Here is a 12175-nt window from a genome sequence, read left to right as displayed (position 1 = left end):
AAGAAATTATCCCTGATGATATTTTTGAATTCCATCAAAGCCAGGCTAAAAAGAAGTTTGATGTTAAGTGCACGGGAATACACTTTACTTACTTCCGGAATTTTGGTATGTGTTGATGAAACCTCGGCAATATCTTCTTCCGTTTTTCTTTTTTTAGTACTGTAACTCCTGTTGAGAAAACGTTGAAAATCAAATCTAAAGACAGTATATAAAAACGCAAAAAGACCAAGCCCTACCCAAAGCACACGATTCCAGACAAGCATCCCTTTAAAAGGTACCATTAAAGTATTTTGTTCTTCCGGAGTCCAGTATTCAATAATGTTATTATAGGTGCCAAATCCAAATGGATCTAAGAGACTCACCAAGGCTTTATTATCTATATCCTGGGTAAGTGTTAAGGTTATTAGGTAGGTAATGAAGAGGATAGCGCCACCTGCATAGGCCAGCATAACTCTCTTTGTTAAACTTACCAATGAAAAGAAGATACATCCTGCAAAGAAAAAGTTACTCCAGTAGAGCATAATTGTTGGCTGTAAATAGTGCACAAAATTAAAGGCTGTAAATCTTTCAGGCTCTTCATAGCCTGCATATGGACCTATAATAAAACCTATGATAAGGCCCACGTGGAGACCAAGGCTAACTAAAAACAACACGGATAGAGATCCAAAAAAGCGACCAAGAATATAACCCTTTTCACTAATAGGGTAGGTGAAGTAATAATTTTCGGTTTTATGCTCTATATCCCTGTACACCGGTACGCCCATGATTGCGCTGGCTATCATTATACCAAAAATGCTGATGGTACTGAGCATAGTTGCTATAGCCACAGGAGAATTGACGAATACCTTTTCTGAAGCAGGCCCGTTTCCCCCGATAGCCACAATAAGCCCGAAAATAAGCAGGATGCCAAAATAGGCATAGGTGGCTGGCCTTTTTAGCCTGTATTTGATCTCGAAGAAAAATATTTCTTTAAACATATTGGATAATTTTTAAGTGATGAAAGGTTTAATCCGTGATTTTCTCCATTCTGGATGAGATCTCAGCAAAATAAACATCTTCCAAATTGGCCTTGCTGGGCTCAAAAGTGGAATCGGGTCGTTCATCACTAAGCACATGAATGATAGTGTGGCCAGCTTTTAAATGGGTAGAAATAACTTGCATTTCGGATTGATACTCTTCCAAATCATCTTTTTCTATGCCCTTTTTCCATATCCTGCCTTTGACGCCTTCTGTTAAATCTGAAGGATTACCTTTAACAACCACTTCCCCTAAACAAATAATAGCCATATTGCTACAAAGATTGGATACATCATCTACAATGTGAGTGGATAAAATAACTATTGTATTCTCACCTATTTCACTTAATAGATTATGAAACCTGATACGCTCTGCAGGATCTAATCCGGCTGTAGGTTCATCAACAATAATTAAACTGGGATCTCCAATTAACGCCTGTGCAATGCCAAAGCGTTGTTTCATTCCTCCGGAATAGGTGCCCAGGCTTTTATTTCGTACATGCCATAAATTGGTCTTATTTAATAAAGACTCTACCAGGTCTTTTCGCTCAGATTTATTGGAAACTCCTTTTAAGGAGGCAATATGATTAAGCATGTTGTAGGAACTTATTTTCGGATAAACCCCAAATTCCTGTGGCAGGTACCCCAGGATTTCCCTTACCTTGGCTTTATCCTTTAAAATATCTATATCACCCATAGTTACAGAACCGGAATCTGCCTCTTGCAAAGTAGCAAGGGTTCTCATTAGCGATGATTTACCCGCACCATTTGGTCCTAGCAAGCCAAACATTCCCTGGGGGATGGTAAGGTTGACATCTTTCAGGGCGTGAACCCCATTGGAATAGGTTTTGTTTAAATCTTTGATCTGTAGTTCCATAGTTATGTGCGGTATGTAAATTTATGTGTTAAGGAAAGATTATTTTGAAGAAATAGAAGCTATTCCTTTCCAGTCGTCCCCGGTTTCCTGGGTAATCATGTGCGCCGACCTGTTCAGAAATAATTTGGCTGCGCTATCATTTCGTTCTTTTTTTACAATTTGTTGAAATGTTACAGCAGCCATTGCAAATTCCTTCATAAAATACTGTTTCATGCCCTCTTCAAAGGTATTAAGGGTTGCTAATTTATGCTTTAAAAGCTGCTCGCTGTCGCCGTTAATACATTCGTAAAGATCAATAGGTTTTTGTTTTCCTTTTACCTGAACGGGACCTAAATACCTGAAATCAAACTCTTCCGGATGTGTCAGGTTATTTTTGCAGTTATCTGTCAATAAAATTGAGGATCCGTAGTGTTTGGATAGTCCTTCAATTCTTGAAGCCGTGTTCACTGTGTCTGATATAATAGCGGCATCCAGTCTTTCTATATCGCCCGTTATACCCATGATAAGGTTACCATTTTGCATCCCAATTCCCAGCTTTACCGGGAAACGATCTTTAACTGCTCTTTCTTCATTAAATACTTTGAGTTCTGAATGCATTTCTACTGAAGCTCTTAATGCGGTCTGAGAACCATCAGGAAATAGGGCCATAAAACCATCTCCCAGATACTGCATTATGAATCCCCCATTTTTGCGAACAATAGGCCCCATTCTTTTATTAAAGGAATTTATAAAAAGGAAGTTGTCTTCAGGATTCAGATTCTCTGATATTGTTGTAAACTCCCTGATATCGGCAAAAACTACAGTTACTTCCTTCTCTACGAGATCACCTAAAGACACTTCTGTAAGCCTGTCTTTTCCCAGGGATTTAATAAATTCATTTGGAACAAATTTTTGACTTACTTCGTGAATAGACCTGATGGCTTCTTCCCGTTCTTTGGCTTCCTGTAGTCCTTTCTGATAAAGGTGGGCGGTCTCCAAAGCACCTGCCGTTTGTAATGAAATCGTGGTAAGTAATTTTAATTCAGCTGCTGTGAATTCTTTTTCGTTATTATGCCCCAGTATGACCATACCTAAAGTTCGGTGTTTAACCTTAAGTGGGGCATACATAATAGTCTTCAGATGGTCTAATGCCGGATTATCCATGATTTTATCTGAAGGTACAATAGCTGATGTGCCTTTGTTAATCAATTTTTTGAGCAGATCATTGAGTTTATCAATATTCTTTTCTTTCTCCGGATTCAGGCCAAATGCGGCGAGCTCAACTACTTTATTTTGTTTTGGTTCATAAATTAAAAAGAGACCATGCGTTGAATTAATAATTTGAGAGGCTTCTCTTAGTGCCATCTCTGCAATGGATTTTTCATCTATTTTTTCAGAGATCATCTCACTAAAACTATAGATCATATTTATTTCCCGATACAGGCCTAAAACCTCATTTCCAATTTTTTTCTTTTCAAGTTCTTTTTTAACCAGGACCATAACCATATTGGCTAATAATCTCCCATCTTCATTTGACGCCAGTAACCGGCCATAGATAATATCACCCAGACTTAAGTTAAAAGATTGAAACTCCTCATTGAAAGAACCGAAAAGCAGCTTTTCGTCGCATCCCATTACGCCGAAATTTATTCCCAATTTCAAAGCGATATCACTAAAGGCCGATTGTGAATCGTTTCCTTTTTTTAAGATGTTTTTGAGGGCTCTTAAATAATATTTAGTATCTGTTTGCCGGGTCATTGCTATACCTCCAGGATTTCTTCCGCAACAGCCAGCATCTCATCCGGGTCAAAAGGTTTTGTCATGTATCGGTCTGCCCCCATGTCAAGGCCTTTTTGCCGATCAACTTCCTGACCTTTTGCGGTTAAAAGTATAATATAAACATGTGATAAATTGAGTTCTTTTTTTACAATCTGACAAACCTCCATCCCGTTCATTTTAGGCATCATAACATCCAGGAATACAAGATTTGGTTCCTCTTCCTTAATTAAGTTTAATGCCTCTTCGCCATTTTCAGCAAACAATAATTCTACCCCTTCATCCTCTAAATCCTCCAAAGTTTGCTCAATTAACATTCTGATGTGAGCCTCATCATCTACTATCAGCAATTTTTGTCCCATATATTATTTAGTTACTGTTATGATTTATTTTACTCGTAGATAAAAAACATTACATTTTCCATCCCTTCCTGCAATTTCAGGTCTTTTATTTTCTTTTGATCCCCATTATAAACGGAGTTTAACATTATTATATCGGGCTTGGCTTTGGTGGCAGTTTCCATAAAGTCTTTGGAGGTAGATTCCACTACTTTATAACCCCTTGCATTTAAAACTTCTGCAAGTGTTTTTACAGCCGACGCATCTTCATCAACCACCAATACTTTTTTCTTCGAAACGCCCTGTTCCAGCAGTTCCTCCACTTCATGAAACAAATGTTCAGTATTTATTGGTTTCGTAAGATACCGGTCTACACCTATCCTAAATCCCCGTTCTTTGTCCTGTACAATGGATAAAATGATTATTGGGATGTCCATAGTCGCCGGATCGTTCTTTAGTACTGCCGCGACATCAAATCCGTTTATTTCGGGCATCATGACATCAAGAATAATTAAATCCGGTTTTGATAAACGTACCATGTCCAGGGCCGCTTTGCCATTGGCCGCTTCTTTTACCTCATATCCTGCCTCTGTAAGTTCCTGTCGCAGTAAAGACCGGATAGGGGTGTCATCATCCACCACCAAAATAGTCTGCGCCTTTTTCAATGTTTTAAGAGAGGAGTGCTTAATTTGTTTTTTTAAGCTTTTAAGGATTCTCTCAAGTTGAATTGGTGGCTGATCTGTACCTTCTCAAGCCCCAATCCCGTGCCTTTGGGTTTATCGGTAAGTGTATCCCCGGCTTGCCTGAAACGTTCAAATACCTTGTGCCTGTCTTCCTCGGCAATTCCTATCCCGGTATCCTGGACCTCAACGAGTAATTGTCCGTTATCTAATGATGCTTCAATAGACACCGAACCTTTATCCGTGAATTTTACGGCATTTGATAAGAGGTTAATAACCACCTGGATCAGTTTGTCTTCATCGGCACTGACCAAAGGCAGATCTTCAGGAACATTTTTCTTCAGGGTTAAATTTTTCTGTTCAAATAGCGAAGAGGTGCTGGCTATAGCCCTGCTAATTACATCCTGTAAGAAAACAGGTTTTTTGTTCCATTCCATCCTGCCCGATTCTATTTTGGCGAGATCAAGTACATCGTTGATCAAATTAGTAAGCCGCTCTCCCTCAGACACAACTACATTTAGGTTTTCGCTAACCTGTTTCATGGTTCGCTTTATTTTTTGATCATCAACGGTCACCGCAGGAAATATCTTTTCTTCGAGCCTTTTTCTGATGATTTTTGCAAAACCCAATACTGATGTTAAGGGGGTGCGCAATTCATGGCTTACTGTAGAGAGGAAGGCGCTTTTTGCTTCATTGGCATCCTCCGCTTTTGCCTTGGCCCCTTTAGCTTCTTCATAAAGTTCCGCATTATGAAGGGCTATCCCCACGTTAATAGCAATTGTACTTAGTAAATTTTTATCTTCCTGATTAAATCTGCTGGCCAGTTTTGTGCTTTGAACACTAAGTACACCAATAATTTTATCTTCTACAGGAATAGGAACCCCCAAATATGAGATGGCCCGTTTACCGGTTTGCTCAATCCCGTACTTGTCGTATTGGGCAACGATATCGGTATCTTTGTTTATTAGTAAAGATTCACCGGTTTGAATAATTTTAGAAGTGAATCCTTCCCCATAATTCATTGGAGGCATATTATCACCATCCTGGTACGGAAAATTAATAACTCCTTTTTCTTCATCTAACAAAGCCAGATAGGTAATATCCGATTTAAAGAGCTTCTTCATTTCATTACCTACCAATTTTATCAATTCATTAAGCTCCAATTTCTCTGTCAGGGCTTTGCTTACATGGTTAACTGTGTCTAATTCATCGAGGCGCTGTTGTACTTCTTTGGTACGTTCTTCCACTTTTTCTTCCAGATCTTTTTGCTGCTTTACTAAGAGGTTAGTCCTTGTTTTAACAATGGCGTAGACCAATAAGAGGAAACCTAAGACATAGAGTGCATAAGCCCACCATGTTTCGTACCAAGGAGCACTTATACTAAAACTGACCGACTTTTCTTCGGAAACATCCCCATAAACATTTTGCGCTTTAACTCTAAAACTATATTTCCCGGGAGGAAGATTGATATACTCTCTGGAAGCTTGTTTGGTCCAAGCAGACCAGGTTTTGTCCAGGCCTGCTAATTGGGTGCTGTATTGCATTTCATTTTGTCCAATAAATAAGGGGGCTGCATAGCCAATATTTACATTATTCTGATCATAAGGTATTTTAAGACCTTCAGGAAAATCTGAATTGCCAGCATAGATAATAGAATCTCCTGCTATAGCCAACTTTCTCAATTCTACATTAAAGTTAGGAACAAAGGGTTTAGCAAGATTTCCTTCATATCTTATAACCCCATCAGGACCTGTGAACCATGCCAATTGTGTGTCATTCTCCTCAGAATTCTCCACGTAAATAGTCCAGATTCGATTGTTCTTAAGTTCCTTAAAAGTTTCTTTGTTAATAGTATACTCCCCATTGGAATCTTTTGAGGCTACCATTAGTCCGGATCCTACGTCAAACCATAGGCTACCATTATCATCCTCATAAAAATTAGTACCTGGTCTGTTAAAATCTATCTGGTCACCAAAAAAGAATTTTTTTTCTTCAAAACGGTTTTCACTTTCATTAAATGCAAAAGACTGTTGCGTTTCTGTTGCCCAAAAGACAATTTCTTCACCGGCTTCCACAAAAAATATTCTGGAATTCGGCAACCCATTATCATTATCCAGATAATCAAATTTCGAATCCGGAAAACTAAGCTTATTATCAACTAATTTGGGATAAATCCGTATCACCTGACTTTCTAGACTAGACTCTACAAACAAACTTCCATCGGAAGCTTCTAACATATTAGCGCTGCTTCTTGTTGGTTCATTGGTAAATGATTCTTCGAGGAATTTATTTTGGCGGCTATCGTAATAAAAAGTTATTATTCCTTGTTGATGTGATATATATATCCGCTTTGGATCCTTCTTTGATTGGTAAATTTGACCGGCTCTAAAATCATAATCGATATTTTCCCGTACATATTTAAAGGAAGTTCCTGTAATTTCTACAAATCCCATTCCATTGGTCCCTACATATAGCCTATCGTTGAATTCCAAAAAATTAGTTCCCTGACCAAAGGTTCCGGGTATATTTTTTATCACTTTTTCATCTTCATCCAAATAAGAGACACCATCATTGTTACTCAAATAAAGGACACCTTTAAATCTATAGACATCATTGACTACATTAGTAGAAAGGCCCATGTCGGAATCCAACAAAGTGAAAGAAGAATTAAGGTTTGTCGTAGAAATACCATTTAAGAGCATAATCCAAAGAACGCCTCTTGAATCGACATATACATAATCGACGCTCCCATCCTGCAACCCATTATCTGTGGTATACTTCTGTATTAATTTTCCATCATGATCAATTAGATAAGCGCCATCACTAAAAGTATTTAACACAAAACGACCATCATCCAAAGCCACACCCGGCAGGTATAACTTATCTTTAACGTAGGTATCTATTTCTGTCTTAAAAGGTTTAAATTCCTTACCATCATATAGGAAAAATCCTTTGGTTCGCGTACCAATAAGCAATTGATCTTCATCATAGGGTAAGATGGTGTAAATACGTTCGCTGGTAAATGCTTCTCCACCGGGAACTACTTCAAAAGTGTCATCATCCTTCAAGATACATAGACCTACCCCCCAAATACGAAGGTAATAGGTGTCATTAATAATATTACCTACATGATAACCATCCTCAGAGGGAATCACTTTCATTTTTTCACCATCCCAGGCATATAATTTAAATTCTGTTCTAAAAATGATCCTATCCTTATGGTAATCTATCTCCCATACATCTTTAAAAGACCTATGCTCTTCGGGAATTTCATTTAGCAAGGTCTTATATTGAAATTCTCCGTTAGCATCTGCTTCCAAATATCCTATTTCGCCAATTCCCCCAACATGAATTGTACCATGCTTATCTTTTTTCAAGGATCGTACACCTCCAACCTTGGGTAACCTGATCAAATCCCAATTTACCCCATCGTATTGCAAAATCCCTCCTCCATTTGCGAAATACATAATTCCTTTATCATCTTCTAATGCCCACCAATTGGCAGGTCCGGCTCCATAATCCTGGTATTTGTAATTTGTAATAATAGGTTTACCCAATTGTTTCTGGGCCAAAAGAGGTGCGGTGGCCATTAAGAAGAAACAAATAAAAAAGACAAAGTTCTTCAGGCAGGTGTTCAATATAGTTTTTAGCATAGTTGGCAGGAAAATAGTTGTGGTTGGTCTTTATAAAAAATACTGAGCTGAATTTACAAAATTTATTGGAACTCTTTGAAGTAATTATTAAAATGTGAGTTTGTTTAACAATGTTAGAAGAAGATTCCTACAGCGCTTAGAGATTTGCAGGTACATACCAAAAATCAGTGTTTATTAAAGGATAGTTGTCGTTTATCATGCGTGTTGCTTAATTGACCAAAAATCTACAATCCATTCTTAATTTTTGTGTATTTTAGGCGGCAATAATATAGGGTAAGAAACCTTTTATTTGAAGGGGTAAAAATGAGAATGTTAAAAAGAATAACCGAGAACCGTACGCTAATATAGATGAATAGTAAAAAATTACATACCACTTCGCTTGAGAATCTTTATGGCCCCATTTCTTGTGATATTATTCGGCAGGATAATGAAATAAGGATTGTTCATCTCAGGGATAAAAAGAATGTTTCCAGGACCGTAGGGGTTGTTAGGTTTTATAATACAGATCACAAAACCATTAAAACAGTACACAAGACGATACTTTCAGGAGAATTGCTTGGAAAGACCCTGAAACAATCCAGAATTCATTATAATAAAGAAACCATTGGCGCCGTGACTGTAAGATTGCCGGATTGGATAATAGATAACTTTCCTACCAAAGAAGAACATAGTGTTGCGGTAATCTCATTCATTAATATAGATACTTCTTTTAACGGACCACTTCTATATACCAGAATAATTGAAGTCTTACCGCCGGACTTAAGTACCGGTTATGAAAACGATATAATTCAAAAGCAGGATATTGACAATGATATTTTGCCTTTATTTGAATTAGCCGATTTAACAATTGAAAACATAATAGTATAACAAATGTATAGCTGTATAGTAATTGGGGCAGGGCCCGGAGGCATTGTAGCGGTTAAAGAACTACTTGAAAAAGGAATTAAGGATGTGCTGTGTTTAGAGCAGTCTGATACCTTAGGAGGGGTTTTCGCCAATGGGTATGACAATCTAATCCTGACATCTTCCGTAACCTTCAGTATGTTTTCGGATTATTGGGTAGGGGAAGGCATGGACCATCATTTTTGGAGTAAGGATGAAGCTGTTTCCTATTGGGACTCCTATGCCGACCATTTTGGCGTGAAAGAACATATACGCTATAGCAGCAAAGTGGCAGAAGTAGTTTCAATTGATGAAGATCATTGGAAGATTAGACTTGCATCTGATGAATTAATAGAAACCAAACGCATTATTTTGGCTATAGGAAATAATAATGTACCCAAATATCCCGATTGGCAAAAAGAACTCACCAAAGTTTCCTATTCACATTCCAGGGACTATAAAAATGCGAACGATTTTGAGGGTAAGCGAGTGCTTGTTGTGGGTGGTGGCGAATCCGGATCGGATGTAGCCTTTGAAATTTCCAAGGTGGCAAAAGAATGTTGGGTAAGTCTCCGTGAATCTACCGGGTGGGTGGTTCCGCGTCGGCGTGGAGGTCATGCAGCCGATGTTTCAACACATCGCGGAATTTGGGATTTACCCCGTGAATACGGTAAGAAGCTAAGTCCCTTTGTGCTGAAGCTGGAGCGAGCAAGGCAAGACCCAGTTTTTGATGCCCTGGCAGACCTCAATGAAAAAATTACCGTTGAACGTGGCATCTGGGGAATATTTGGCACAAAAACCCTGGCCTTACCTAAGGCCATTGCACATCATGGATGTAAAGTAATCGGGGATATTACCAAAGTAGAAATGGGTGGTACTAAATTAACTGATGCTGAAGGTACTTGTATTGAGGATATTGATACTATAGTATTTTGCACCGGCTACCAGAATAAAGTAGACTTTATGCCCGAAGAGCTCAAAAGTTGCGATCCAAGGAAGATGTATAAACATATGTTTCATCCCAAATATGGCGATCGCATAGCCTGGATTGGTTGGGCAAGGCCTGGTTTTGGAAGCCAATTTCCTATTATGGAAATGCAGTCCAGATATTGCGCCTTAATTTTTAACAAGGACATGAAGTTGCCGGCTCCTGAAAATATGGAAAAGACTGCGCGGGAAGACTTTGACGCATACCATGAACAATTTGAGCATAATGCAGAACGGATACGGAGTCTGGTAGATTATCACAGATATATGAACGGAATGGCAAAAATTATTGGATGTAACCCTCCTCTGGGTAAATACTTTTTCCTGCGACCGAAACTTTGGCTGCATCTTATGTACGGGCCTACACAGGCCACTCAATTCAGACTTCGGGGACCCGGGAAGAAAGTTCAACTTTCGCGTGAAATAATAAATAAACTTCCTATAAGTACATATAACCATATTGTAAAGGCAGGATTAAGGGGTAGGGTGCAATTTGGGTTAAAAAGCCTGGTGCCAAATTTCCTTCAAAATTAGCCTTGGCTTGGCTCTGCAAAGACAATCCAATTCTAAATGATAATGAACTTGATATGAGAAGAACCCTAAGCTTTTATTTCTGGGTCCTATCTCTTTCGGGATTATTTTCACCCATAGCAGCTCAGGAGCAATTACCCGAGGAGAATCATGATATTCCGGAACCAATGGTTTTTGATTTGGTTCGCGAACTGGGAGCCAGACAGGGGGAGTTGGAGATTAATGTGCTAGCTGAATTTCCTTTGAATAATACTTCTTCACGACATATAGAATGGGCTCCGGAAATTGAATATGCCATTTGGGATAATTTTGCAGTAGAATTTGAACTTCCTTTTGAAGATGGTACATTGGAAGCTTTAAAGGCCGCTTTGCAATACACTTTCGGTAAATCCAAATCTGGAAACTTTATTCATGGGGCACAATTCATGGTTGAAAAAATAAGGAAAACAGATAAATGGGATCTTAGCCTGCTTTATATCCCTGCTTATAGGTTTAATGAAACATGGAGTATACTGGCCATGCTAGGGCTTCGCCAGCAGGTAGGTTCCGATTCTCAGAATAAAACTACCACGCTGCTGCTGAACGCAACGATTTTTGCTGAAATCAGTAAACGTGTTACGCTCGGATTGGAATTCAATAATTCGGACCCCGGAAATTTTGATGAAGAGGAGGAACTAGAATTGCTTGCCATGCCACAAGTGCATATAGAATTCTCAGAGCATTGGTCATTGCAAACAGGGGTAGGAGGAGAATTTACAGACTCAAAAGTTAATGCTACGGCTGCTTTTCGGATGATTGCGGAGTTTTAGCAGGAGGGTGTATTCAGAAAATACTATGCACTTATAGTCTTCTCTTTTTTAGTTTTGGTCAATGGTTTCTCTTTGCTGTCATTTACAAAATACATATCCATCATGCCCTTGTTTTTGACATGTATTTGCCCTCGGTGTTCACAGGAATAGCGATCCCTGATAAGCAAATAGGTGCTCTGAGAGACATTTACCCTTCCCGGTTCTGATAAAGATTCCATTCGGGCAGCAACGTTAACGGTATCTCCCCAGATGTCATAGGCAAATTTTCTGGTTCCTACCACACCGGCTATAATGACCCCTGTATTGATACCAATACGGACATCAAAAGGTACGATATCCTTTGGTGTGTTACGTTTAGTTTCTTCCATAATCTGAGCAATCTCAAATGCGGCCTGAACCATTTTATAGGGATGGTCCTTGGTAGGAAATGGTAAGCCCCCGGCGCACATATAAGCATCGCCAATAGTTTTAATTTTCTCAAGATCATATTTTTCCATGACGGCATCGAACTTCGAAAAATAATAATCCACGGTTTTAACCAGTAATTCCGGCGACAGGTTCTGTGAATAACTTGTAAACCCTTTAAAGTCTGTAAACATTACCGTCACAGACTCAAATTTCTTGGCTTTTACCTTTCCGTTCTGTTT

General features: G+C 38.8%; 10 protein-coding genes. 3 read left to right on the top strand and 7 right to left on the bottom strand.

The genetic code is table 11. The features are described 5' to 3' along the window. The 6 genes from Q0X89_RS11910 to Q0X89_RS11885 all read right to left on the bottom strand — a co-directional run. Positions 1-977: ABC transporter permease (locus Q0X89_RS11910; RefSeq protein WP_367177054.1), on the bottom strand; the 977-nt coding region annotated here is incomplete at its 3' end. 28 nt (positions 978-1005) lie between these two features. Then, entirely contained in the window at positions 1006-1893 is an 888-nt protein-coding gene (locus Q0X89_RS11905) for an ABC transporter ATP-binding protein (protein ID WP_297694431.1), read from the bottom strand. A gap of 39 nt (positions 1894-1932) precedes the next feature. Beyond that, positions 1933-3630 (bottom strand): adenylate/guanylate cyclase domain-containing protein, encoded by a 1698-nt coding sequence (locus tag Q0X89_RS11900; RefSeq protein WP_297694429.1) that lies wholly within the window; start codon positions 3628-3630, stop codon positions 1933-1935. 2 nt (positions 3631-3632) lie between these two features. Next, on the bottom strand, positions 3633-4010 hold the full coding sequence (locus Q0X89_RS11895; RefSeq protein ID WP_297694427.1) for a response regulator: 378 nt from the start codon (positions 4008-4010) through the stop codon (positions 3633-3635). 29 nt (positions 4011-4039) lie between these two features. Continuing rightward, positions 4040-4651, bottom strand: a complete 612-nt coding sequence (locus tag Q0X89_RS11890) for a response regulator (RefSeq protein WP_297694425.1) — start codon at positions 4649-4651, stop codon at positions 4040-4042. A gap of 32 nt (positions 4652-4683) precedes the next feature. Continuing rightward, entirely contained in the window at positions 4684-8319 is a 3636-nt protein-coding gene (locus Q0X89_RS11885) for an ATP-binding protein (protein WP_297694423.1), read from the bottom strand. Between the two features lie 348 nt (positions 8320-8667). Between Q0X89_RS11885 and Q0X89_RS11880 the strand changes: the two genes are divergently transcribed. From Q0X89_RS11880 to Q0X89_RS11870, 3 genes are read left to right on the top strand one after another with little or no spacing between them, the layout of a single operon-like run. Further along, entirely contained in the window at positions 8668-9186 is a 519-nt protein-coding gene (locus Q0X89_RS11880) for a hypothetical protein (protein ID WP_297694421.1), read from the top strand. A 3-nt stretch (positions 9187-9189) separates the two neighbouring features. Beyond that, positions 9190-10722, top strand: coding sequence for an NAD(P)-binding domain-containing protein (locus Q0X89_RS11875; protein WP_297694419.1), 1533 nt, complete (start codon positions 9190-9192; stop codon positions 10720-10722). A gap of 53 nt (positions 10723-10775) precedes the next feature. Then, complete coding sequence (locus Q0X89_RS11870; RefSeq protein ID WP_297694417.1) at positions 10776-11528, top strand: hypothetical protein; 753 nt, start codon at positions 10776-10778, stop codon at positions 11526-11528. A gap of 23 nt (positions 11529-11551) precedes the next feature. On the opposite strand, the gene Q0X89_RS11865 is transcribed toward Q0X89_RS11870, so the two are convergent. Further along, positions 11552-12175 (bottom strand): adenylate/guanylate cyclase domain-containing protein (locus Q0X89_RS11865; RefSeq protein WP_297694415.1); only part of this gene is annotated, 624 nt, incomplete at its 5' end.

The sequence above is a fragment of the uncultured Eudoraea sp. genome (assembly GCF_947258525.1).
In the GTDB taxonomy this organism is placed as follows: Bacteria; Bacteroidota; Bacteroidia; order Flavobacteriales; family Flavobacteriaceae; genus Eudoraea.
The sequence above is the reverse complement of the archived record's forward strand: the minus strand, read 5'-3'. Positions and strand labels throughout refer to the sequence as shown.

Bases quoted from the DNA above. Each gene is read 5' to 3' on its own strand.
- Q0X89_RS11905 (WP_297694431.1), bottom strand. From the start codon at position 1,893: ATGGAACTACAGATCAAAGATTTAAACAAAACCTATTCCAATGGGGTT.
- Q0X89_RS11900 (WP_297694429.1), bottom strand. From the start codon at position 3,630: ATGACCCGGCAAACAGATACTAAATATTATTTAAGAGCCCTCAAAAAC.
- Q0X89_RS11895 (WP_297694427.1), bottom strand. From the start codon at position 4,010: ATGGGACAAAAATTGCTGATAGTAGATGATGAGGCTCACATCAGAATG.
- Q0X89_RS11885 (WP_297694423.1), bottom strand. From the start codon at position 8,319: ATGCTAAAAACTATATTGAACACCTGCCTGAAGAACTTTGTCTTTTTT.
- Q0X89_RS11880 (WP_297694421.1), top strand. From the start codon at position 8,668: ATGAATAGTAAAAAATTACATACCACTTCGCTTGAGAATCTTTATGGC.
- Q0X89_RS11875 (WP_297694419.1), top strand. From the start codon at position 9,190: ATGTATAGCTGTATAGTAATTGGGGCAGGGCCCGGAGGCATTGTAGCG.
- Q0X89_RS11870 (WP_297694417.1), top strand. From the start codon at position 10,776: ATGAGAAGAACCCTAAGCTTTTATTTCTGGGTCCTATCTCTTTCGGGA.